The organism is Burkholderia sp. AU18528 (assembly GCF_002223215.2).
GTDB lineage: Bacteria > Pseudomonadota > Gammaproteobacteria > Burkholderiales > Burkholderiaceae > Burkholderia > Burkholderia semiarida.
This window is the reverse complement of the sequence record NZ_NKFC02000004.1, coordinates 591,276-614,476: the sequence shown is the minus strand read 5'-3', so window position 1 is coordinate 614,476 and position 23,201 is coordinate 591,276. Positions and strand designations below refer to the sequence as shown.

Below are 23,201 nucleotides of genomic sequence, written 5' to 3'. Positions count from 1 at the left end.
CCATGTGCGTCCGTCTTTGTGAGATGTTAGTCCGCAGAGTTTAGCGGAAAGGTTGCTCGTACCGATGTAGGGGAAGTCGCCCACTCGCCCCTGCAGCGGCCACCTACACGTTCAGCACGAATGTCCGCAAACGAAATAGTACGGCTGCTCAAATTCTATCTTTCAATGGCGGTTCTTGGCTGAAATGCGAACTTCGCGAGAGAAGATCTGGGCCGACGCGAGCCGCCAAAGTAACTTTTCGCCTGCACCATGACGATCCTCTCGCCCGATGCGATTGCCTCGCTCCGTCAAGCACTTCGCAGACAGACTGGCTCGCACGCGAGGCCCAAAAATCCACGGCAGGTCAGTGGTGCATGTCCGCCGAGCGCTGCGGCTCATGGAAAAAATGGTCTGCGCGGCCGAGCTGGAGCTGAAGAAGAACGGCTATCCCGATTCGTTCGCGCTTGACCAGCTCCGCCGCATGATCGACGGCGCTCGCTTCGATTGACAATAGTTGACTGAGCGCGAGGTGGCCAACGATCAGACGTTCCCCCGGAAATGGTAAATTCATACGAAAACCAAACCTACGAGAGAACATATGGCCAGAGCCATGATCTGCGTCGGCGATACGACGACGCATGGCGGCCGCGTGCTGGAGGGCAGCGCGACCTCGACCATTGATGGAAAGCCCGTTGCCGGCGTCGGACACAAGGTACTTTGCCCGCAGTGCAAGGGGGTCTTTCCGATCCTGCCGACGGGGCGGCAATACTCGCACACGTTCGACGGACGAGAAACCGCCGTCGAGGGCATGAAAACCGCGTGCGGAGCGACGTTGATCGCCTCGCAGTCGTCCGCGACATTCGACGACGTCGGATCAGGCGAAGCGACGTCGGGCGGCGCAGTCGCAGCTGTCGCAGCCGCGGCTGCAGCGCTTGCCCCCTCGCCGACGCTCTGTCTCGAATGCCTGAAAGCCGCGGCCGAGAATGCCGCGACGATGATCGCGCGCGGATAGCCCATGACCGGAAATTCGATCGAGGCTTACTTCATCAAGCGTCAACAGCAGTTGACCATGCAGGTGCATCTGTACGCCCTTGTCGATGGCCTTCTGTACGCTGATGCGGCCGGCGGTTCATCGCCCCAACGATCGCAGTCGGCCATAGCCGTATTCGACGGCACGCAGGACGCGTCACTCGCAGACGCTGGGCCATGGCTGTTTGCGTACGAGACGGCCGCTGGCAATATTCGGCGAACCCTCTCCACCATGGCCAGCAGCTCCACCGGTGTGTCGTGGCTGATCAGCGCATATCCGATCGAATCACTCGCTGACGAGCTGCGCGGCCGGCTCGACGTACGCTTGCCGGATGGAAGCACTGCCCTGCTCCGCTTCTACGATGCCCGAATCATGGCCGACGTGGCTTCGCTGATGGAATTCACGCAGCGCATGCAGTTCTTCGTGCCGACATTCGACTGGCTTGTCGAAGTAAATGGAATACTCAGGGGAGTACACCCGCATGCTTGAGCTGACCAGCGAACAGGTCGCCGGCCTTGCCGAGATCGATGCACGCGGATACGTCGAGCGCACCCGGCTAGATCTCGTCAAAGCGGACCCGAAGCTGGCCGACGACGAAACTCTGGCGACACGACTCTGGAGCGCATACGTCGCGGCTCGCCAGCTCGGCATCCAGTCCGACGAAAATGTCGCCGCGTTCCTTCGAATCGAGGCATACGCTCCGAAGTTTTACGAAAAGCCGGCCACGCGCGCGTGGCTGACTCGTCCCGGCCGCTCGGCCGACGAACGCTTTCACGATTACCTTCGCGTCATCAAATGGCGCATCGAACATCCGGAATACAACAGGGGATCTCGAAATGGTGGGATTCGTAGTACCGATAGTCGAAGCGGCGGCAGTGGAGCTTGGGCCGCTATTGGCACGCGCTGGCGTCGCATTATTGGGCGGGGCAGCGGTGGCGGGGACGGGCAGCCTGTCGGGTGACACGCCGAAAGACGAAAGCAAGGCGAAGCCGGATGTCCGGGCGATTCCACGTACTGGTGAGAGCTGCAAGAAGTGTCCGCCGGAAGCTGGCGCCGCGATGCGTCGCAATCACGGTGTGAATTGGAACGCCTATCGGTATCAGGCCCGCATCACCGGCTTCCCGTTCGATATTGAAGAGTGCCGCTGGAGCGAAGAATGGGAATGGCTTGGCACGTTCTTCGACGGCTTCCAACCCGGCGCATGTATGCTGCAGGAGGCAAAGGGGAATTACGATCAGTTTCTCGACGGATCGATTCCGAAGGCCGATAAATGGTTCGATGGCTTTCGCACTATGGAAGACCAGATCGTCGACCAAGGGTCGGTCGTACGCGCAAATCCGCCGGCACGCCTGACGTGGTACTTTCAGACTCCGCTCACCCACAGGAAAATGCCCCCCTACTGGCTCGCATGGGTGTGCAATCCGTCTATCAACCGTGACGAATCATGGAAATCAACGCGATGTTTCGGGACGCTTCCCTGTCGTCCCAAGATTTTCGGGAAATGCTGGTTAGAGAATCGCGACTCGTCGCGGCCCTGTCGGCAAAAGAGCCATTGATGGCGCATGCAAACTGGCGACTGACCGGTGATTCGCTGGAAGAGGCGAGCCTCTATCCGGCGTTCGACGAAAGCGAAGCACCGTCGACGGCAGCGCTCGCTGTTTTGACGGAACGCGGAAGTACCAGGAAGCGAGGCGCATCGCACGCCGCAATCTGGAACGTCGCAGCAAGCGACAATGAAGGAGCTGCGATTTCGTGCCACGTATCAGACGCGAAGGTGCTGCCTGATCGGGTCACAATCGACATTGACGCACCGCGCTGCTATCAATCCGTGGATGATCTCGCTGACTCGATTCAGACGATCGTCGCTACCTTCCATCCGTTGGTCGTAGAGGCTTCGCCAAAGGGTTATTTCGAGAAGCAGGTGTTCGATGACAAGCCGGGTGTAGGCGCGATGCTATATCTGCCGAAGGTCATCACACAACAGCAGGTCCCCGAGGCACGCGCCCTGATCCCTGTTCCCGAAGCCGGCAAAAACCAGACCGGTACAATCATCGTCAGCGTGACAGATGCCCCATTCTCGATCGACAACCCCGAGCACATCGAGGTTGCCAATCGCATCGAAATCCGCCTCGTCGATCAGGATCTTCTCCCGACCTACTCGAGTATCTGAGTCAGGTGGGGCAATCGCCCCACCGGCTTCTCTTCCTCTTCAGAACAACCCGACCGGCTGCGCCGCGTCGTCCCAACTGAAAATGATCAATTCGTTTCGCTCGACGCCCCTCCCACCGCCGACCGTGTATTGAATCGGCACGGTCTCGATGTGAAAGCCGTCGAACACGCGCCGAATGTCGGGATGATCATTGAGGCTCACGATCGCGCGCCCCTTGATCGAGCGCAGGCGCTGCGCCATCTTCTCGTACTCGCCGAATGGAAACGCCACGCCGTACCCCTCCGTCTCCTAATACGATGGGTCCAAATAGAAAAGCGTACGCGTCGCCCTCTTCTTCAGATTGAAATGTCAGGGAAAGTGGCTTTGGGAGAAGCTTCGAACGTCGGATGATGTATTCCCACGTTCCAGAGGGTCTAGTCGCTTGGTCGCCATGCGCTGATGCGAACTCGCCTATACGGCCAAAGAGCCGACTTAGGCGTGGTTACGCGTGTTTCTTGAGTGGTTAGAGGCGACTTTGTACCACTCTAGGCAACTTTCTTACAAGAATGAAAGTGGAGCCAGAAAAAGAAAAAGCCCTGATTTCTCAGGGCTTTATCTCGTTCTACTTGGAGGCGCGAGCCGGAGTCGAACCGGCCTAAACGGCTTTGCAGGCCGCTGCATAACCGCTTTGCTATCGCGCCAAAAGCGGACTGTCCGGATGCCGTGAGGCAAGCGACAGATTTTTATTCGAGGACCGGAAGTCCATCAAATAAAAAGGGAAGCGTGGCTTCCCATGACTTGGAGCGGGAGACGAGTCTCGAACTCGCGACCTCAACCTTGGCAAGGTTGCGCTCTACCAACTGAGCTACTCCCGCATTGTCCTGCATCTGCAGCGCTTCGCCGTACCACACGCTGCCGGAAAAATCTGGAGCGGGAGACGAGTCTCGAACTCGCGACCTCAACCTTGGCAAGGTTGCGCTCTACCAACTGAGCTACTCCCGCATGTGTCCTGCATCTGCAGCGCTTCGCCGTACCACGCGCTGCCAGAAAAAATCTGGAGCGGGAGACGAGTCTCGAACTCGCGACCTCAACCTTGGCAAGGTTGCGCTCTACCAACTGAGCTACTCCCGCGTATTGCTGCACTACTGCTTCCCCGTCACACATTCACTTCGTCGTGCAGCGGAGAAGCGAGATTATGTCGAAGGTACATTCGTATGTCAAGGGCTTTTCCAGCCCTTTTTACAAAAACCGCTGCCACCGAGACTGCGCGGAGGCAGACGCGCAGAGGCGACGCGGGTCACGCGCCGCCGCGCTCGCGAATCTGCGGCCATGCGAGCTTCATGTAGTACAGCATCGACCAGATCGTCAGCACCGCCGCGAGATACATCAGCCACTCGCCCCACACGCGCGTATCGATCGTCACGACGCCGAGCGGCAGCGGCCCGTAGAACAGCAGCATCGGAATCGCGACCATCTGGCACGCGGTCTTGAACTTGCCGAGCTGGTTCACCGCGACGCTCTTCGACGCGCCGATCTGCGCCATCCATTCGCGCAGCGCCGAAATCGCGATCTCGCGACCGACGATCACGAGCGCGATCGCCGCGTCGACCCGCGAAATCTGCACGAGGATCAGCAGCGCGGCCGTCACCATCAGCTTGTCCGCCACCGGGTCGAGAAATGCGCCGAACGACGACGTCTGGTTCCACTTGCGGGCGAGGAAGCCGTCGAACCAGTCGGTCAGCGCGGCGAGGATGAAGATCGCCGCCGCCGCGAGATTGCGGTGCGCGCCGCCCATCACCGTGTCCGGCAGATAGAACACGCCGACGACGAGCGGAATCAGCACGATCCGTACCCACGTCAGGAAAATCGGGAAATTGAACGGCATGGCATGCGGGACAGTAAAGGATTCGCAATTGTGCCGTGTCGACCGGCCTGCCACAAGAACGCTGGCAACGCCGCCGGCCGCACGGCCGCGTCAGTGAAGCTGCTTGTAGATCTGCTCGGCGAGCGCGTGCGAAATGCCTTCGACGCTCGCCAGTTCCTCGACACTCGCGGCCACCACGCCGCGCAACCCGCCGAAGCGCGCGAGCAACCGCTGCCGGCGCTTCGCGCCGACGCCCTCGAGCTCCTCCAGCCGCGACGTCTGGCGCGCCTTCGCCCGCTTCGCCCGCATGCCGGTGATCGCGAAGCGGTGCGCCTCGTCGCGGATCTGCGCGACGAGCATCAGCGCGGCGCTCTCCTTGCCGAGCTCGAGCGGCGCGCGGCCGTCCGCGAACACCAGCGTCTCGAGGCCGACCTTGCGCCCCTCGCCTTTCGCGACGCCGACCAGCATCGACGTATCGAGCCCAAGCTCGGTGAACACCTGACGCGCGATCTCGACCTGGCCCTTGCCGCCGTCGATCAGCACGATGTTCGGCAGCAGGCTCGACGCCTCTGCCTGGCGCGTCGACTCGCCGTCGATGCCGGCCGCTTCGTCGGCGGCGGCCGCCTGCGCGGCCTGCTCGACCATCTTCCCGTAGCGGCGCGTGAGCACCTGCCGCATCGCCGCGTAATCGTCGCCCGGCGTGATGCCCGTGATGTTGTAGCGGCGGTACTCGCTCGACTGCATCTTGTGATGGTGATAGACGACGCACGACGCCTGCGTCGCCTCGCCCATCGTGTGGCTGATGTCGAAGCATTCGATCCGCAGCGTCGCAAGATCGTCGCTGTCGTAGCCGAGCGTCTCCGCGAGCGCGCGTGTGCGCGCCTGCTGCGACCCTTGTTCGGACAGCAGCCGCATGAGCGCGATCCGCGCGTTCTGCTCCGCCATCGACAGCCACGCGCGCCGCTGCCCCTGCGGCTGCCGCACCAGCGACACCTTGTGGCCAGCCTGCTCGGACAGCAGCTCGAGCAGGTCGCGGCTCGCGGGCGCATGGCTGACGACGAGCACCGGCGGCACGCGGTTGCCAAGATAGTGCTGCGCGATGAACGCATCGAGCACCTCGGCCTCGACCGAGGCCGCCGCCGTGGCACGCGCGCCGCCGGCCTCTTGCGCGGGCTGGTCGGGCACCGCATCGGCCGGCGCGTCGATCGCCTCCGCCGGCTCGGCCTCTTCACCGAGCCCGCCTTCGGCGAGCGTCAGCGCGCTTTCGACGTGCGTCGGGAAATACGCCTTGTCGCCGAGATGCCGGCCGCCGCGCACCATCGCCAGGTTCACGCACACGCGTCCGCCCTGCGCGACGACCGCCAGGATGTCGACGTCGCTGTCGCTGCCGACCTCGATCGCCTGCTGGTGCAGCACGGTCGCGAGCGAGCTCATCTGGTTGCGCACGGCCGCCGCCTGCTCGAATTTCAGCTCGGCCGCGAACGCGTGCATTTTCTGCTCGAGTTCCTTCATCACTTCGGACTGCCGGCCGAGCAGAAACCGCGCGGCGTTCGACACGTCGACCGCGTAATCCTCGTCGGAGATCGCGCCGACGCACGGCGCCGTGCACCGCCCGATCTGATGCAGCAGGCACGGCCGCGTGCGGTTGTTGAAGACCGAATCCTCGCAGGTGCGCAACTGGAACACGCGCTGCAGGATCTGGATGCTCTCGCGCACGGCCCACGCGCTCGGGAACGGCCCGAAATACTGGTTCTGCTTGTCGACCGAGCCGCGGTAGTAGGCCATCCGCGGAAAGCGGTGCGCGGTGAGCTTCAGGTACGGATACGACTTGTCGTCGCGAAACAGGATGTTGTAACGCGGCGCGAGCGCCTTGATGAGATTGTTCTCGAGCAGCAGCGCCTCGGCTTCCGAGCGCGTGACGGTCGTCTCGATGCGCGCGATGCGCGTGACCATCATCGCGATGCGCGGCGACAGCTGCGTCTTCGTGAAATAACTCGACACGCGCTTTTTCAGGTCGCGCGCCTTGCCGACGTAGAGGACGGCGCCCGCCGTGTCGTAATAGCGATAGACACCCGGCATGTGCGGCAACTGCGCAAGGATCTTCTTCGGTTCGAACGGAGTATCGGAGGCTTCTGGGGATGTCATGCGTGATCCGGGCGCCTTGTAACGCGGAACGGGTCTATTAGAATCGCCAGTTTAGAGCATTCACCGGCCCGCTTCGATGCCACGCCCCACCGCCATCCCCCTCCGCGCCGTCCCGCTCGCGCCGGGCGAACCGATCGCCTGCGACCTCTTCTGCACGGTGATCGACAACTTCGGCGACATCGGCGTGTGCTGGCGCGTCGCGCGCCAGCTCGCGCACGAGCACGGCTGGCAGGTTCGCCTGTTCGTCGACGACCTGCACACGTTCGCGCGCCTGCTGCCGCAGGTCGATCCCGACGCCGCGCGGCAGACGGTCGACGCGATCGTGATCGAGCACTGGCATGCGGACGTCGGCGACGCGCTGGACATCGCCGATGTCGTGATCGAGGCGTTCGCGTGCGAGCTGCCCGCTCCCTATCTCGCGGCGATGGCGCGGCGCGCGCGGCGCCCCGTGTGGATCAACCTCGAATACCTGAGCGCCGAGGACTGGGTCGCCGATTTCCATTTGCGGCCGTCGCCGCATCCGCGCTACCCGCTGCTGAAGACGTTCTTCTTCCCGGGCCTGTCGGCCGGCACCGGCGGGGTGCCGAAGGAGCGCGACCTCGACGCGCGCCGCACGGCCTTCGACGCCGATTTGGCAGCCCGCGCCGCGTGGTGGCGGCGCGCGACCGGCGGCCCGCCGCCGGCGCCCGGCACGACGGTCGTCAGCCTGTTCGCCTACGAGAATCCCGCCGTCGATGCACTGCTCGCGCAGTGGCGCGACGGCCCGTCGCCGGTCGTCGCGCTCGTGCCGGCCGGGCGCCTGTCGCCCGCCGTCGCGCGTTTTTTCGGGGCCGAATCGTTCGGCGCCGGCACGCTCGCACGCAGCGGCAACCTGACCGTCCATGGGCTCGCGTTCGTTCCGCAGGCCGACTACGATCCGCTGCTGTGGGTCGCCGATCTGAATTTCGTGCGCGGCGAGGATTCGTTCGTCCGTGCGCAATGGGCGCGCAAGCCGTTCGTGTGGCACATCTACCCGCAGGCCGACGACGTGCACCTGCCGAAGCTCGATGCCGCGCTCGCGCACCTGTCGGCCGGCCTCGCCGACGCGCCCCGCACGGCGCTCGAGCGGTTCTGGCACGCGTGGAACGGCGCCGGCACGCCGGACTGGGCCGATTTCTGGCAACACCGCGCCGCCCTGGACGCCAATGCGGCCCGCTGGGCCGACGCGCTCGCGGCCGTTGGCGATCTCGCCGGAAAGCTGGCGGAATACGCAAAATCTCAGTTAAAATAAGCGGTTATCCGACGGCTGGCCACGCAAGCGCTCGCGTTTGAGCTTTGGGCGCCCACCGGAACGCATCTGCTTGGCGCCTCACCCGTTGTGCACCGCTCAGGCACTTATTTATTTGATTTGATCAGGACAGTTTTTTTATGAAAACCGCACAGGAACTCCGCGTAGGCAACGTCGTGCAGATCGGCAACGATGCCTGGGTCATCGCAAAGACGGAATACAACAAGTCGGGCCGTAACGCCGCCGTCGTCAAGATGAAGATGAAGAACCTGCTGACGAACGCGGGCCAGGAATCGGTCTACAAGGCCGACGACAAGTTCGACGTCGTCGTGCTCGACCGCAAGGAAGTGACGTACTCGTACTTCGCCGACCCGATGTACGTGTTCATGGACGCCGACTACAACCAGTACGAAGTCGAAGCCGAAATGATGGGCGAAGCGCTGAACTACCTCGAAGACGGCATGGCTTGCGAAGTCGTGTTCTACAACGAGAAGGCGATCTCGGTCGAACTGCCGACGATCCTCGTTCGCGAAATCACCTACACGGAACCGGCCGTCAAGGGCGACACGTCGTCGGGCAAGGTGCTGAAGAACGCGAAGCTCGCGACCGGCTTCGAACTGCAAGTGCCGCTGTTCTGCAACACCGGCGACAAGATCGAAATCGATACGCGCACGAACGAATACCGCAGCCGCGCATAAGCGCCAGCGATATCCGCGTCGAACAAAGCGCCCTTCGGGGCGCTTTTTGTTTGTCTGGCGCCAACAGCTGCCGCAGGCAGCAACCATGCGCAGCACAAAAGCCACCGGTAAAGATATTCAATTTGTATCATCGGTAACTGTTTTATAGCGCCGGAGAAATAATGCGCGTGACGCGTTCGGCGGGGCATAAAATCAATCTTTAATCCGACATGCGGCTGCGGTCCGCTGGCCGACAGCCCGCCTCTCTTGACTCGACTCGCGTCCACCATGCCACACGCCCTGATTGTCGAAGACGATCCCAACAGCCTGTCAGGCCTCACCGCGCTGCTCGCCGCGGACGGCTTCTCGGTCGACACGGCCACGTCGCTCGCCGAAGCGCGCACGGCGCTCGGCCGCTCGATTCCCGACGTCGTGCTCGTCGACCTGAACCTGCCGGACGGCAGCGGGTTCGACCTGCTCCAGCACCTGCCGCAGCAACAGCCGAACGGCTCGCTGCCGGTGATCGTGCTGACGGGCAACGCGACGGTCGAGAGCGCCATCGAGGGCTTGCGCCACGGCATCTGGGACTACCTGCTCAAGCCGATCAACATTCCGCGCCTGCGCAGCCTGCTCGCGCGGATTCCCCGCCCGTACGAGCTGATCGACGAAGTACAGTCGCTGCGTGCGTCGCTGCGCCATCTCGGCCGCTTCGGCGCGCTGGTCGGCCGCAGCGACGCGATGCAGCACGTGTACGACATGATCGAGCACAACGCCCACACCGAAACGGCCGTGCTGTTCTCCGGCGAGGCCGGCACCGGCAAGAAGCTGGCCGCGCGCACGCTGCACGAGCTGAGCCGGCGCCGCAAAGGGCCGTTCGTGTCGTTCGACTGCCGCATGCTCGCACAGGCCGGCCGGCACGGCGCCTCGCTCGACAGCGTGCTGTTCGGCCACGAACGCGGCGCGTTCGACGGCGCCGAGCGCCGCGAATCCGGCCTGTTCGAACAGGCCGGCGGCGGCACGCTGTTCCTCGACGAAATCACCGCACTGCCGCTCGTGCTGCAGGAAGCGCTGCTGCACGCGCTCGATTCGCAGAACTTCATGCGGATCGGCGGCACGAGCTCGATCACCAGCGATTTCCGGCTGATCGCGGCCACGCGCCGCCCGGCGCGCGAAGCGGTGGCGAACGGCACGCTGCGCGAGGATCTGTGGCTGCGCCTCGACGCGGCGTCGATCACGATGCCGCCGCTGCGCGAACGCGACGGCGACGCACTCGCGATCGCGGATGCGCAGATCGACGAACTGAACCGCGAAGCGCGCGCGACCGGCCGCAGCACGACCGACAAGCGCGCGGCGCCGGGCTTCGTGCGCGAATGCCTGTCCTACGAATGGCCGGGCAACGTGCGCGAGTTGCGGGAACGCGTGCGCTTCGCGTACGACGCATCAGGCGACTTCATCGAGACGCTGCGCGCCGGCGAGGCCAGCTTCTCTGCTGGCGCCGCACTGAACGGCAGCAGCGTGCAGATCAAGGTCGGCACGCCGCTGTCCGACGTCGAGGATCTGCTGATCCGGGCAACGCTCGACGCGGTCGGCGGTACGCGCCACCGCGCGGCGACGCTGCTCGGCATCAGCCCGAAGACGCTGTACAACAAGCTGCAACGGATGAAGGTGAACTGAGCGGACGCGCCCCTGCATGCGGGCGCTGGTCGAGTTTTACCGTTAGTTGCATCAAAGCCCGCTCCGGCGACTGCCCGACTCAGGGCTGTCGCAACACGTAAAAAAGCCGCGCGACTGCGCGGCCTTTCGTTCGGGGAGACCGGAACGGCGCGACTCGCGCCATCCCTGCCCGCTTACGCGAGCGCGCTGTTCAACAGCGCCCGCGCCTGCCGATACTCGGGTTGCGCGATCAGCTTGTCCCACTTGAGCGCCTTGCCGCGCGCGCGCATCCGCTTGAGGCGCCGCACCGATTCGGCCGAGGCCCGCGCCTTCAGTCCGTTCAGCACGACCTCGGCCGCGTCCGGCTGGTTGCAGACGAGCACCATGTCGCAACCGGCGGCGAGCGCGGCGTCGGCTGCTTGCGTGAGCGTGCCGCCTTCGCGGGCGGCCTCCATCGACAGGTCGTCGCTGAAGATCGCGCCCGTGAAGCCGAGCCTGCCGCGCAGGATGTCCTGCAGCCACACGCGCGAGAACCCGGCCGGCCGCTTGTCGACCTGCGTGTAGATCACGTGCGCCGGAATCACCGCGGCCAGCGACAGCCCGAGCCAGTCGTACGGCGCGACGTCCTGTTCGAGGATCGCGTCGAGCGTGCGGTCGTCGGTCGGCAGCGCGACGTGCGAATCGGCTTCCGCGAAGCCGTGCCCCGGGAAATGCTTGCCGCAGTTCGCCATGCCCGCGAGCGACAGCCCGTGATTCAGGCTCTTCGCGAGCAGCGTGACGACGCGCGGGTCGCGATGGAACGCCCGATCGCCGATCACCTTCGAGTGCCCGTAGTCGAGGTCGAGCACCGGCGTGAAGCTCATGTCGATCCCGCATGCGCGCAGTTCGGCGGCCAGGATGTAGCCGACGGCAGTCGCGACCTTCGTCGCGAGCAGCACGTCGCGATCCCACAGTTCGCCGAGGCGGCGCATGGCGGGCAGCACGGTAAAGCCGTCGGTACGGAACCGCTGCACGCGCCCGCCTTCGTGATCGACGGCGATCAGGATGTCTTCGCGCACCGCGCGGATCGAGTCGGTCAGCGCGGTCAGCTGCGCACGATTCTGGAAGTGCCGCGCGAACAGGATCACGCCGCCGGTATTCGGATGCGCGAGGCGCCGCGCATCGTCGCGCGACAAGGCCGTGCCGACGACGTCGAGCATGACCGGGCCGGGAGTCGTTTTCATCAGAATTTGCTCCGAGAAACTCCGCCATTGATGGCGGGAAGGAAAGGGGTGCTGTTGACAGGCAGCTTCTTCCACGGGTTAGGATCACCTGCATGATCCTTGTCTACCGCTACCGCGTGAAGTCGCTCAACGGACTGCTACGTTCGAGGAAGTCGACGAAAGCGGTTCGACCCAGTCCTGTTCGGCGTGCGGGTCGCAAGGCAGCACGGCGCGGCCGAAAGGTATCGCGGGACTGAGAATAAGAGAGTGGGCCTGCAGTGGCTGTGGTGTCGTGCATGATCGAGATACCAACGCTGCGCTGAACATTCTCCGATGCGGACATGCATCGCCAGGTGTGGGAATCCACCGCCTTTAGGCGGTGGATGACGTCAACGAATCGGGAATTCCGTCAGGAGGAGGTTCGGGAAACAGGTGCAGGGGCACGCGCGGCGGCCGTTTCAGCGTCCGTCTCGGCGATCACGAACGACACCGCGTAGTCGCGTTCGTCGCTGACCGTCACGCGCGCCGTGATGCCGCGCGCGGCCAGCCAGTCGGCCAGCTCGCCCGATGCGACCACGTACGGCTCGCCGCTCGGATGATTGAGCGTCTGCAGTGCACGCCACGTCATCGGCCAGTGCATGCCGAGCCCGATCGCCTTCGAGAACGCTTCCTTCGCGGAGAAGCGCGTCGCGAGAAACGCGATGCCGCGCGCCTCGGAGCGCGCGCGCCGGGCGTGGAACACGCGTAGCTCGTCGGGGCCGAGCACCTTCTCGGCAAACCGGCCGCCCGTGCGCTCGAGCACGGCCGCGACGCGGCTCACTTGCGCGATGTCGGTACCGATACCGTAGATCGCCATGTCAGTCTCCGCGGGGGTGGCCCGGCGAGGCCGGGTCAAGAGCGTCGCGAACGGCGTGCGGGGCGCGGCAGCCTCGCATCGTCAGCGCGCGCCGCCGTGCAGCGCGGCGACGCGTGCGGCGACCATGATCGCCTTCATCTCGCGCACCGCGTTGTCCCAGCCCGCGAAGATCGCGTGCGCGACGATCGCGTGGCCGATGTTCAGCTCGACGATGCCGTCGATCGCGGCGATCTGCTGCACGTTCGTGTAGTGCAGCCCATGGCCCGCATTGACCTTCAGGCCCAGCTGCGCGCCGGTCTGCACGCCCGCGACGATACGCTCGTATTCGCGCTGCTGCTGCGCTTCGTCGTGCGCTTCGGCGTAGCGGCCCGTATGCAGCTCGATCACCGGCGCACCTGCTTCGTGGGCGGCGCGAATCTGCGTGTCGTCCGGGTCGATGAACAGCGACACGCGCACACCCGCGTCGGCAAGCTGCCTGCACGCCGCCCGCACGGCCTCGAAGTGGCCGGCCACGTCGAGACCGCCTTCGGTCGTCAGTTCCGCGCGCTTCTCCGGCACGAGGCACGCATCGTGCGGACGCACTTCGCAGGCGATGTCGAGCATCTCGGCCGTCACCGCGCATTCGAGGTTCATGCGCGTCTTCAGCAGCGGGCGCAGCTCGCGCACGTCGGCGTCGACGATGTGGCGGCGATCCTCGCGCAAGTGCAGCGTGATCGCGTCCGCGCCCGCCTCTTCGGCGGCAAGCGCCGCGCGGATCGGATCGGGATAGCGCGTGCCGCGTGCATTGCGCAGCGTCGCGACGTGGTCGATGTTCACGCCAAGGTCGATGGCGGTGGGCGTTGTCAGGAAGAAGCTCATAGGTTTTGCAGGTCGATCAGGATCTGACGCGTGGCGAGCGGCGTACCGCCGAGATAGGTGTTCAGCAGGAAGCGCATCAGCGTCTTGCTCTGCGCGACCGTCTGGGCTCGATGGTAATCGTCCTGCTCCATGTCGAGCAACGTCTGCCCGGTGATGACCGGCCAGTGCGACGGCACGTCGTCGTCCGCGTTGCGCACGCCGCGCTCGGGGTCGAACACGTAGCGCCGGTCCGGTTCGACCGCACGGCGGGCGACCGTGCGATTCAGCGCCATCGCATAGCCGGTCTCGCGCAGCAGCACGCGCTCGAACGAGCGCAGCACCTGCACGGCGGGCTCGCCGTGCGCGAGCCGCGTGAGCGTCAGCACGTAATGATTGAACAGCGGCGGCTGGGGATCCTCGCGCGCGCAGAATTTGACGAGCAGCTCGTTCGCGTAGAAACCGCACAACAGCCCGTCGCCGCCGAGCGGCAGCATCCCGCCGACCCATTCGGCGCCCGTCAGCGTGCGTACCTCGGATTTGCCCGACCACGACAGCAGCAGCGGCTGGAAGGTCTGCAATACGCCGCGCAACGCGGAGTGCGGGCGTTTCGCGCCCTTCGCGACGAGCGCGAGCCGGCCGTGATCGCGCGTCAGCACGTCGACGATCAGGCTCGTTTCCCGATACGGATAGCTGTGCAGCACGAACGCCGGCTGCTCGGCGACGCGGAAATCGGACGTGCGAGACGTCGCGCGCCGCGCCTTGCGCGGCGGTTCGGGCGGTGCCGGCAGCGGCGCGTCGTTCGCGCCGGCCGTCACCGCGTCTTCGGTCGACGTCAGCGCGTCATTCGTACCCATAGGCACGCAGCCCCGCCTCGTTGTCGGCCCAGCCGCTCTTCACCTTCACGAAGGTCTCGAGGTACACGGGGCCGTCGAACAGCTTTTCCATGTCCATCCGCGCCTCGGTGCTGATCTGCTTGAGCTTCTCGCCCTTCTTGCCGATCACCATCGCCTTGTGCGAATCTCGCTCGACGAGGATCGTCGCGAAGATGCGCTTCAGGCGGCCCTCCTCCTCGAACTTGTCGATCAACACGGTGCTCGTGTACGGCAGCTCGTCGCCGGTCCAGCGGAACACCTTCTCGCGCAGGATTTCGGCCGCGAGGAAGCGCGAGCTGCGGTCGGTCAGCTCGTCCTCGCCATAGATCGGCTCGCCTTCCGGCAGGTACGGCTTGATCGTGTCCAGCAGGCGCTTGATGTCTTCCGGCTTCTGCGCCGACAGCGGCACGAGCTCGGTGAATTCGCGCAGCTCGCTCACCTTCTGCATGAACGGGAACAGCGTGGCCTTGTCGTTCACGCGGTCGATCTTGTTCGCGATCAGCAGCGTCGGCATGCCGGGCGGGATCAGGTCGAGCACTTTCTGGTCGTCGGGCCCGAAGCGGCCGGCCTCGATCACGAACAGGATCACGTCGACCGACGTCAGCGTCGACGTGACCGCGCGGTTCAGCGAACGGTTCAGCGCGGTGCTGTGACGGGTCTGGAAGCCGGGCGTGTCGACGAACACGAATTGCGCGTCGTCGAACGTGTTGATGCCGGTGATGCGGTGGCGGGTCGTCTGCGCCTTGCGCGACGTAATGCTGATCTTCTGGCCGACGAGTGCGTTCATCAACGTCGACTTGCCGACGTTCGGGCGGCCCACGATCGCGATCATGCCGCAACGGAAACCGGTAGGAGCGGGAGTGTTCATATCGTTTGGGAGACAGGTTCGGAAACGGCCGCGCGGCGCGCGGCACGATCGATGGGCAATTCAGTGGTCGGCATCGGCCACGCGCGCCTGCGCGGCAGCAAGGCTCGCGCCGCCGGGTGGCGTCTCGGCGTCGGGCGCCGCGGCATCGCGTGCGCGCGCCGGCGTGCGCGCGGCGGAGTCGCCTCCCGCAGAAGGCTTGTCGGCCGGCGACGATGCCGGATCGGCTGCGTGGCCGGCCGGCTTGTCGGCTGCGCGAGGCGCGGCCTCGGCGGGCTTTTCCGCGGCCTTGTCGGGCCGCTCGGCCGGTTTGTCGGCAACTTTGTCAGCCGCCGGCTTCACCGCCCGTTCGCCCTTGTCCGCCGCCGGCTCGACATGCGCCGCGCGAATCGCGGCCATCGGCGCGACGGCCGGTTCGGTGCCAGCCGTCGCAGCCGTTACGGCCGGCACCGCGCCGCCCGCCCTCGCCTCGCGCGCCGCCGCACGCTCCTTCCGCTCGGGCGAGCGCAGGTCGAGCGCTTCCTGCACGCCCTTCACGCCCGGCACGATCTCGGGTTCGACATGCTTCGACCCGCGCGCGTTTTTCGAGCGCTTCGGCTTCGCGGCCAGCATCGGCGCGGCCGCCATCACCTCGTCGAGCGCCTTCTTCGCGGCGGCCTGCTCGGCCGCACGCCGGCTCGCGCCGGAGCCCGATACCTTCACGTCCAGCTTCGGCACCGTGCATTCGACCTCGAACTGCTGATTGTGCGCCGCACCATGCGTCGCGACGACCGTATAGGTCGGCAGCGCGATCTTGTGCCCCTGCAGATATTCCTGCAGCAGCGTCTTCGCGTCCTTGCCGAGGGTGCGCGGATCGATGTGGTCGAGAATCGGGATATAGAGGCGCTTGATGACCCCTTGGGCGGCTTCGAAGCCGCCATCGAGGAACACGGCCCCGATGATGGCTTCGAATGCGTCCGCGAGGATCGACGGGCGGCGGAAACCGCCGCTGCGCAGCTCGCCCTCGCCCAGCCGCAGGCCGTCCGAGATATTGAGGGCCTGAGCAATTTCATACAGCGACTGCTGTTTGACGAGGTTGGCGCGTACGCGCGACAGGTCGCCTTCGTCCAGCTTGCCGAAGCGCTGGAACAAAAGGGCGGCCACCGCGCAATTCAGAACGGAATCGCCGAGAAACTCGAGCCGTTCGTTGTGCGTGGCACTGTGACTGCGATGGGTCAAAGCCTGGCGCAACAATTCCGCATTGCGAAATTCGTAGCGCAGCCGGCTTTCCAACTGGGATAGGGGCATGTGCAGGAGTATAACGCGGGCGCCCGGTCGGGCCGAAACGGCACGGCCGGACACGAAAAGGCGTGACGAGGCGGTGTTACCGCCGGTTCTTAAAGTAGTTCGGCAATACGCGACGCGGCCCGTGCGTCGCGTAGTGCGTGTGAATCAATGCATCAGTTGAAGGAACCGATGCGCTTCAGGTCGCTGAAGTTCATCCAGATGAAGAACGCGCGGCCGACGATGTTCCGGTCCGGCACGAAACCCCAGTAGCGGCTGTCCGCGCTGTTGTCGCGGTTGTCGCCCATCATGAAGTAGTGACCGGGCGGCACCTTGCAGATCACGCCGCGGCTGTTGTACGTGCAGTTGTCGCGATACGGATAGTCGTATGCGCCCATCACGAACGGCGGCACGGCCGGGTTGTTGAGGATCGCGTTCTTCTTGTTGCCGATCGTTTCCTCGAACTGCTTCGCGTAATTCTGGCGCTCGTCGTCGAAGTAATCGGGCAGCGGCGCTTCGGGCACCGGCTGGCCGTTGATCGTCAACTGCTTGTCCTGATACGCGACCGTATCGCCCGGCAGGCCGATCACACGCTTGATGTAGTCGACCGATTCGTCCTTCGGATAGCGGAACACGACGACGTCGCCGCGCGACAGCGGGCTGCCCTGCGTGATCTTCGTGTTGGTGACCGGCAGGCGCAGCCCGTACTCGAACTTGTTGACGAGGATGAAGTCGCCGACGAGCAGCGTCGGCACCATCGACCCCGACGGAATCTTGAACGGCTCGACGACGAACGAACGCACGACGAACACGGCCAGGATCACCGGAAAGAAACTCGCCGTGTACTCGAGCCACCACGGCTGACGCAGCTTTTCGTCACGCAGCTTCGAGCGCGTCTGCGCCGCGTTTTCGTCCGCGAAACGCTTGTCGATGCGCGACTGCTGGCGATCGAACTCCTCGATCGCCGAATCGGCCGCCTTGCGACGCCGCGGCAGGAACACCAGTTTGTCCAGCACCCACGCTACGCCCGTCACGACGACGAGCACAAAAAGAATCAGCGCAAAATTCATAAAAGGATCAGTCCTGTTATTTGTCTTCGACGCGCAAGATCGCGAGGAACGCCTCCTGCGGGATCTCGACCGAACCCACCTGCTTCATGCGTTTCTTACCTTCTTTCTGCTTCTCGAGCAGTTTCTTCTTCCGCGTGATGTCGCCGCCGTAGCACTTCGCGAGCACGTTCTTGCGCAGCGCCTTGATGTTCTCGCGCGCGACGATGTGCGCGCCGATCGCGGCCTGGATCGCCACGTCGTACATCTGGCGCGGAATGATCTCGCGCATCTTCGCGGCGACTTCGCGGCCGCGGTATTGCGACTGCGACCGGTGCACGATGATCGACAGCGCATCGACCTTGTCGCCGTTGATCAGCATGTCGACCTTCACGACGTCCGACGAACGGTATTCCTTGAACTCGTAGTCCATCGACGCATAGCCGCGCGACACCGACTTCAGGCGATCGAAGAAGTCGAGCACGATCTCGGCCATCGGGATCTCGTACGTGAGTTGCACCTGGCGGCCGTGATACTGCATGTTGATCTGCGAGCCGCGCTTCTGCTCGCACAGCGTGATCACCGAGCCGACGTAATCCTGCGGCATGTAGAGATTCACGGTGACGATCGGCTCGCGGACTTCGGCGATACGGCCGGGCTCCGGCATCTTCGCCGGATTCTCGACCATGATCGTCGAGCCGTCGCTCTGCACGACCTCGTAGACGACCGTCGGCGCGGTCGTGATGAGATCCATGTCGAATTCGCGCTCGAGCCGCTCCTGCACGATTTCCATGTGCAGCAGCCCGAGGAAGCCGCAGCGGAAACCGAAGCCGAGCGCCTGCGACACTTCCGGCTCGTACTGCAGCGATGCGTCGTTCAGCTTCAGCTTCTCGAGCGATTCGCGCAGCGCATCGTACTGGTTCGCCTCGACCGGATACAGCCCCGCGAACACCTGCGGCTTCACTTCCTTGAAGCCCGGCAGCGGCTCGGCGGCGGCCTTGGACGCGTGCGTGACGGTATCGCCGACCTTCGCGGCCGTCAGTTCCTTGATGCCGGCGATGATGAAGCCCACCTGCCCGGCCGACAGCGATTCGAGATTGCGCGACTTCGGCGTGAAGACGCCGACGTGCTCGACCGGATACTGCGCGCCGGTCGCCATCATCTTGATCTTGTCCTTCGGGCGCAGCGTGCCGTTGACGATGCGCACGAGCATCACGACGCCGACGTAGTTGTCGAACCACGAATCGATGATCAGCGCCTGCAGCGGCGCGGCCGGATCGCCCTTCGGCGGCGGCACCTTCGCGATCAGCGCCTCGAGCACGTCCTCGACACCGAGGCCCGTCTTCGCGCTGCAGCGCGTCGCGTCGGTCGCGTCGATGCCGATCACGTCCTCGATCTCCTCGATCGCGTTCTCGGGGTTCGCGGCCGGCAGGTCGATCTTGTTCAGCACGGGCACGACCTCGACGCCGAGCTCGATCGCCGTGTAGCAGTTCGCGACCGTCTGCGCCTCGACGCCCTGGCTCGCGTCGACCACGAGCAGCGCGCCTTCGCACGCGGACAGCGAACGGCTGACCTCGTACGAGAAGTCGACGTGCCCCGGCGTGTCGATCAGGTTCAGGTTGTAGACCTTGCCGTCGCGGGCGCGATACGACAGTGCAGCCGTCTGCGCCTTGATCGTGATGCCGCGCTCGCGCTCGATGTCCATCGAGTCGAGCACCTGCGCTTCCATTTCACGGTCGGCGAGGCCGCCGCATACCTGGATGATGCGATCCGCGAGCGTCGACTTGCCGTGGTCGATGTGCGCGATGATCGAGAAATTGCGAATATGATCCATTCAGTGCCGATCAAGCGAAAAAGGCGCGCTCGACGACTGCGGAGCACGCCTTGTGTAAGTCGGTGAAAAAACGGCTTATTTTAGCCGAAAAGGCTTACGCCGGGCGGGATTTCGGACGGCCCGCCACGCGGGGCGCCGGCAGGGCCGCCCGCCGGATCAAGCCCCATGCAATGCGGCGCCGGCCGGCGGCGTGCCAGCATCGCGCCGGGCCGCCAGCGCGTCGCGCACCCGCGCGTCGTCGAACCGGTGGCGGCACACTTCCGCGCCGTCCAGCAGCAGCACCGGCACGTCCTCGTCGTAACGCGCGATGAGCGCCGCATCGGTATCGATGTCGACGTAGTCGACCGCGACGCCGAATTCGGCCGCCACCGGCGCCAGTGCGTCGCGCATGTCGTCGCACAGGTGGCACCAGCCGCGGCCGTAGAGCGTGAACATCGGCGCGTTACTTCTGGCGCGGCCGCACGGGCACGAACTGCGTGTTGTCGCCGCGCCGCACGAGCACCGCGACCGCCTTCTGCGGATCGAGCTGCGCGGTCACGTCGGCGAACTGCTTCGCGCTCGTGATGTCGGTGTCGCCGACGCGCAGCACGATGTCGCCGCGCTGCAGGCCCGCCCGGGCGGCCGGGCCGTCCACGCCGTCGATCTGCACACCGTTCTTCAGCTTCAGCGTCTTCATCTGCTCCGCCGTCAGGTCGCTGACCGTCAGGCCGAGCGAATTGCTCTGGCGCGGCTTCTGCGGCGCGTTCTTGCGCTGCTCGGCCTTCGCCGTCGACTCGGCCGGCGTCTCGGCGATCGTGATCGGCAGATCGCGTGCCTGACCCTTGCGCCACACGCTGACCGTCGCCTTCGTGCCAGGCTTCGTGTCGCCGACCATGCGCGGCAGATCGGACGCCGCATCGACCGGACGGCCGTTGAACTTCAGGATGATGTCGCCCGGCTGGATGCCCGCCTTGTCGGCCGGGCCGCCCGGCTCGACGCTGCTGACGAGCGCGCCTTCGGCCTTCGGCAGCCCGATCGAATCGGCCACGTCCTTCGTCACCTCGCCGATCGCCACCGCGATCCGGCCGCGCGTGACCTTGCCCGTCGCCTTCAGCTGGTCGGCCACGCGCATCGCCTCGTCGATCGGAATCGCGAACGAAATGCCCATGAAGCCGCCGGTGCGGCTGTAGATCTGCGAGTTGATGCCGATCACCTCGCCCTGCATGTTGATCAGCGGCCCGCCCGAGTTGCCGGGGTTCACCGCGACGTCGGTCTGGATGAACGGCAGGTAGTCGCCCGTGTTGCGGCTCTTCGAGCTGACGATGCCGGCCGTGACCGTGTTGTCGAGGCCGAACGGCGAACCGATCGCGACGACCCACTCGCCGACGCGCACCTTGTTCGAATCGCCGATCGCGACGACCGGCAGGTTCGACGCCTGGATCTTGACGACCGCGACGTCCGTGCGATCGTCGACGCCGATCAGCTTCGCCTTGAATTCGCGCTTGTCGGTCAGCGTCACGTAGATGGTGTCCGCGTCATCGACGACGTGCGCATTGGTCATCACGTACCCGTCGGCCGACACGATGAAGCCCGAGCCGACGCCGCGGTTCTGCTCGGTGTCGGGCGGATTGTCCGGCGTCGGCGCGTTCTTCGGGTTGCCGCCGTTGCCGGGCGCCTGCGGCAGCGGAATGCCGAAGAAGCGCCGGAAGAATTCCGACATGTCGCCGTTGTCGAAGCCAGGCGGGAGCACGCCGCGCGGGCCGGGTACCGGCACGTTCGCGGTAGTCCGGATGTTCACGACCGCGGGGCCCACCTTTTCGACGAGGTCGGCGAAATCGGGCAGGCTGGCAGCGGGAGGCGTGACAGCGACCGCGGTTTGCGGGACGAGCGGCAGGCAGGCACACAGCGCCGCCGCCGCGAGCACTTTGCGCAGCGTGAGTTTCGTCATGTCGGAAGCCGTAGCGTTACTTGGAAGCCTTGTATTCTATGGCAGACGCGAACTGCTGCAACGTTGCCGGCGGCACTTCGCCGAGCACGGTGACCCAGTAGTCGCCGCGACGCTTCACGAGAACGTGCGTCGCACCGGTGCTGCCCGCGCCTTCCTTGCGCGTATTTTTCTCGGCCGGCTCGATGAAGACCGAGACCGTCGCGAGGCCGTCGGTGAAAACGGCCTGATCGACCGGGATCGGCGGATCGCCCGCATCGCGCGCGGCCATCGGCCGGCGCACTTCACGAATCTTCTGGAAGCCGGCCACACTCGGCGCGAGCTGCCAGCCCTGCGCTTCCATGTCGACCGTCGCGACCGGCGGGCGCACGACCGTCCAGCCGTTCAGGTTGCGCATGCCGGCGGCAATCGCGGCCTTGTCGCCGCTTGCGCCGCCCGTCTGCAATTGCGAGAACGCGATCTGCTCGAGCACGTGATCGTTCGCGTCGAGCGTCTGCGAACGCAGCAGCAGCCCGGTGCGGGCGTCGGCCCATAGCTTGTACGTGAAACGGTACGCATCCTTCGGCACGAGCTCGACGACCTGCGCGTCGATCCCGGCCACGCGGTCCTTGCCGAGCGGCTTCGCATCGTAGACGGACATCACGTGCTCGCCGCTCGCGCCGAGCAGCGCCGGAAAGGAATCGCGCGTCTGGCGACGCTCGACCACGCACAGCTTGCGCTCGGGTACGAACGTGACCAGCTCGTCGTTATGCCGCAGCAGCTTGCGCGGCTTGCCGTCGAGCGTCTCGATCCGCTCGAACTCGCCGTCGCGGGACGCGACGTGCGCGATGCGCGACGACTGTACGTACCCGCCGCGCTGGTAGACGAACGTCCCTTCGTAGCTCTGCTGCTGCGCCGCCTGCTGGACGCGGTCGAGCCAGTCCGCGGCGCCCTTGCGGGTGGCGAGGGGATCGTCCGGTTGCTGGGCGCTGGCGGGAAGGGATTGAACGGACAACAGGGCGGCTGCGCAAAGCAGGAGGGCCGGCAGCCGCTTCCATCCGGAGATGGCGTGATTCAACTGCAATGTCCGCATCGGGTTTATTGGCCTGGCGTGGTGGTCACGGCAGCGCGGATCAGCGGCATCGAACCCGTGACGACGGGCTGCTGCGCGAATTGCTGGTGCGCTTCAAGGTATTGGTCGAGGCTGGCGTCGCGAATGATGTTGACGTCCTGCAGGCCCGGCTGAGCCGATGCCTGCGCAACCGTCACGCGCTGCAGGTTGCCGTTTTGCGGCGCGCCTGCCGAGGCGACCTGGACGGCGCCCGGCGCACCGGCCGTCTGCATCTGCGGGACGACGATCCACGTCAGCGTGGCGGCCGCGGCGGCCACCGCGAACGCGGGCACGACACGGCGGCGCAGCGACAGCAGCTTGCGCGCGACCGGCGCGGCCGCCGGCGCCAGCAGGTGCGGCTCGCTCTCGAGCGCGGCCGACATGCGCGCGGTGAACGCGACGCTCAGCGCGGGCGGCAGCGCGAGTTCGTCCGAGCGCAGCGCATCGCCGATCAGGTGGTAATGGGCCCACGCAGCGCGATCCGCGCGGTCGAGCTCAGCCAGAAACTGCCCGTGATCCGGGCCATCGAACATTTCGCCGTCGACCAGCGCGGAAAGGCGCTCGCCGCGCGAGCACGCCTGCGATTGCGTATTGACCGACCCCATGATGCTCCCCATCTTGCACACCCCGTCGTGACTTCACGACTCT

At 65.3% G+C, this 23,201-nt stretch carries 22 protein-coding genes, 4 tRNA genes and 3 pseudogenes; 10 read left to right on the top strand and 19 right to left on the bottom strand.

The genetic code is table 11. The annotated features are described in order from the left end of the window. Positions 1-346: 346 nt before the first annotated feature. The 6 genes and pseudogenes from CFB52_RS34550 (at position 347) to CFB52_RS05615 (ending at position 3,179) form a co-directional block, all read left to right on the top strand. Entirely contained in the window at positions 347-487 is a 141-nt protein-coding gene (locus CFB52_RS34550; protein WP_180278192.1) for a hypothetical protein, read from the top strand. A 90-nt stretch (positions 488-577) separates the two neighbouring features. Continuing rightward, entirely contained in the window at positions 578-991 is a 414-nt protein-coding gene (locus tag CFB52_RS05635) for a PAAR domain-containing protein (protein WP_099316207.1), read from the top strand. 3 nt (positions 992-994) lie between these two features. After that, complete coding sequence (locus CFB52_RS05630) at positions 995-1,498, top strand: DUF4123 domain-containing protein (protein ID WP_099316206.1); 504 nt, start codon at positions 995-997, stop codon at positions 1,496-1,498. Then, a complete protein-coding gene (locus CFB52_RS35000) occupies positions 1,491-1,970 on the top strand; it encodes a hypothetical protein (protein ID WP_257220017.1) in 480 nt (159 codons plus the stop codon). The genes CFB52_RS05630 and CFB52_RS35000 overlap by 8 nt, the downstream gene beginning before the upstream one ends. Further along, a pseudogene (locus tag CFB52_RS05620) lies at positions 1,885-2,447 on the top strand (restriction endonuclease fold toxin 5 domain-containing protein). Before CFB52_RS35000 ends, CFB52_RS05620 begins: the two are co-directional and overlap by 86 nt. A gap of 6 nt (positions 2,448-2,453) precedes the next feature. Then, positions 2,454-3,179, top strand: a complete 726-nt coding sequence (locus tag CFB52_RS05615) for an immunity 52 family protein (protein WP_099316205.1) — start codon at positions 2,454-2,456, stop codon at positions 3,177-3,179. Between the two features lie 39 nt (positions 3,180-3,218). Here the strand turns inward: CFB52_RS05615 and CFB52_RS05610 are convergent. The 7 genes and pseudogenes from CFB52_RS05610 to uvrC form a co-directional block, all read right to left on the bottom strand. Continuing rightward, positions 3,219-3,497 (bottom strand): annotated as a pseudogene (locus tag CFB52_RS05610) (DNA adenine methylase); the annotation flags it as partial. Between the two features lie 288 nt (positions 3,498-3,785). Beyond that, positions 3,786-3,859, bottom strand: a tRNA-Cys gene (locus tag CFB52_RS05605). 98 nt (positions 3,860-3,957) lie between these two features. Further along, a tRNA-Gly gene (locus CFB52_RS05600) sits at positions 3,958-4,033 on the bottom strand. A gap of 51 nt (positions 4,034-4,084) precedes the next feature. Beyond that, positions 4,085-4,160, bottom strand: a tRNA-Gly gene (locus CFB52_RS05595). A 53-nt stretch (positions 4,161-4,213) separates the two neighbouring features. Next, a tRNA-Gly gene (locus tag CFB52_RS05590) sits at positions 4,214-4,289 on the bottom strand. Positions 4,290-4,455: 166 nt separating this feature from the next. Next, the gene (gene pgsA / locus CFB52_RS05585) at positions 4,456-5,043 is read right to left on the bottom strand and encodes a CDP-diacylglycerol--glycerol-3-phosphate 3-phosphatidyltransferase (RefSeq protein ID WP_011544951.1); all 588 of its coding nucleotides are present in this window, start codon (positions 5,041-5,043) and stop codon (positions 4,456-4,458) included. Between the two features lie 90 nt (positions 5,044-5,133). Beyond that, positions 5,134-7,167 carry an excinuclease ABC subunit UvrC gene (gene uvrC, locus CFB52_RS05580; RefSeq protein ID WP_059573994.1) on the bottom strand — a complete coding sequence of 678 codons (2,034 nt, stop codon included), beginning with the start codon at positions 7,165-7,167 and terminating at the stop codon, positions 5,134-5,136. A gap of 76 nt (positions 7,168-7,243) precedes the next feature. On the opposite strand from uvrC, the gene earP reads away from it, so the two are divergent. The 3 genes from earP (at position 7,244) to CFB52_RS05565 (ending at position 10,785) form a co-directional block, all read left to right on the top strand. Then, a complete protein-coding gene (gene earP, locus CFB52_RS05575) occupies positions 7,244-8,437 on the top strand; it encodes an elongation factor P maturation arginine rhamnosyltransferase EarP (RefSeq protein WP_099316204.1) in 1,194 nt (397 codons plus the stop codon). 137 nt (positions 8,438-8,574) lie between these two features. Continuing rightward, positions 8,575-9,132 carry an elongation factor P gene (gene efp / locus CFB52_RS05570; protein ID WP_059573996.1) on the top strand — a complete coding sequence of 186 codons (558 nt, stop codon included), beginning with the start codon at positions 8,575-8,577 and terminating at the stop codon, positions 9,130-9,132. A 267-nt stretch (positions 9,133-9,399) separates the two neighbouring features. Beyond that, entirely contained in the window at positions 9,400-10,785 is a 1,386-nt protein-coding gene (locus tag CFB52_RS05565; protein ID WP_059573997.1) for a sigma-54 dependent transcriptional regulator, read from the top strand. Positions 10,786-10,958: 173 nt separating this feature from the next. Here the strand turns inward: CFB52_RS05565 and nagZ are convergent, their stop codons facing one another. After that, positions 10,959-11,987, bottom strand: coding sequence for a beta-N-acetylhexosaminidase (nagZ, locus tag CFB52_RS05560; RefSeq protein WP_059573998.1), 1,029 nt, complete (start codon positions 11,985-11,987; stop codon positions 10,959-10,961). A gap of 136 nt (positions 11,988-12,123) precedes the next feature. Here nagZ and CFB52_RS05555 point away from each other — a divergent pair. Then, a pseudogene (locus tag CFB52_RS05555) lies at positions 12,124-12,342 on the top strand (zinc ribbon domain-containing protein); the annotation flags it as partial. 33 nt (positions 12,343-12,375) lie between these two features. On the opposite strand, the gene acpS reads toward CFB52_RS05555, so the two are convergent. The 11 genes from acpS to CFB52_RS05500 form a co-directional block, all read right to left on the bottom strand. Further along, complete coding sequence (acpS, locus tag CFB52_RS05550) at positions 12,376-12,822, bottom strand: holo-ACP synthase (RefSeq protein ID WP_059573999.1); 447 nt, start codon at positions 12,820-12,822, stop codon at positions 12,376-12,378. Between the two features lie 81 nt (positions 12,823-12,903). Further along, positions 12,904-13,680 carry a pyridoxine 5'-phosphate synthase gene (gene pdxJ / locus CFB52_RS05545; RefSeq protein ID WP_059574000.1) on the bottom strand — a complete coding sequence of 259 codons (777 nt, stop codon included), beginning with the start codon at positions 13,678-13,680 and terminating at the stop codon, positions 12,904-12,906. Continuing rightward, a complete protein-coding gene (gene recO, locus CFB52_RS05540) occupies positions 13,677-14,513 on the bottom strand; it encodes a DNA repair protein RecO (RefSeq protein ID WP_059574001.1) in 837 nt (278 codons plus the stop codon). Before recO ends, pdxJ begins: the two co-directional genes overlap by 4 nt. Continuing rightward, the gene (gene era / locus CFB52_RS05535) at positions 14,500-15,399 is read right to left on the bottom strand and encodes a GTPase Era (RefSeq protein ID WP_006476493.1); all 900 of its coding nucleotides are present in this window, start codon (positions 15,397-15,399) and stop codon (positions 14,500-14,502) included. The genes recO and era overlap by 14 nt, the downstream gene beginning before the upstream one ends. Before the next feature lie 60 nt (positions 15,400-15,459). Continuing rightward, complete coding sequence (gene rnc / locus CFB52_RS05530) at positions 15,460-16,683, bottom strand: ribonuclease III (RefSeq protein ID WP_099316203.1); 1,224 nt, start codon at positions 16,681-16,683, stop codon at positions 15,460-15,462. A gap of 152 nt (positions 16,684-16,835) precedes the next feature. After that, on the bottom strand, positions 16,836-17,729 hold the full coding sequence (gene lepB, locus CFB52_RS05525) for a signal peptidase I (RefSeq protein ID WP_059574003.1): 894 nt from the start codon (positions 17,727-17,729) through the stop codon (positions 16,836-16,838). Between the two features lie 16 nt (positions 17,730-17,745). Beyond that, a complete protein-coding gene (gene lepA, locus CFB52_RS05520; RefSeq protein WP_099316202.1) occupies positions 17,746-19,539 on the bottom strand; it encodes a translation elongation factor 4 in 1,794 nt (597 codons plus the stop codon). 156 nt (positions 19,540-19,695) lie between these two features. Next, entirely contained in the window at positions 19,696-19,974 is a 279-nt protein-coding gene (locus CFB52_RS05515; RefSeq protein WP_099316201.1) for a glutaredoxin family protein, read from the bottom strand. 7 nt (positions 19,975-19,981) lie between these two features. Next, a complete protein-coding gene (locus CFB52_RS05510) occupies positions 19,982-21,466 on the bottom strand; it encodes a DegQ family serine endoprotease (protein WP_059574005.1) in 1,485 nt (494 codons plus the stop codon). 16 nt (positions 21,467-21,482) lie between these two features. Continuing rightward, complete coding sequence (locus CFB52_RS05505) at positions 21,483-22,535, bottom strand: MucB/RseB C-terminal domain-containing protein (RefSeq protein WP_099316200.1); 1,053 nt, start codon at positions 22,533-22,535, stop codon at positions 21,483-21,485. Between the two features lie 5 nt (positions 22,536-22,540). Further along, entirely contained in the window at positions 22,541-23,158 is a 618-nt protein-coding gene (locus tag CFB52_RS05500) for a sigma-E factor negative regulatory protein (RefSeq protein WP_059574007.1), read from the bottom strand. Positions 23,159-23,201: the final 43 nt, after the last annotated feature.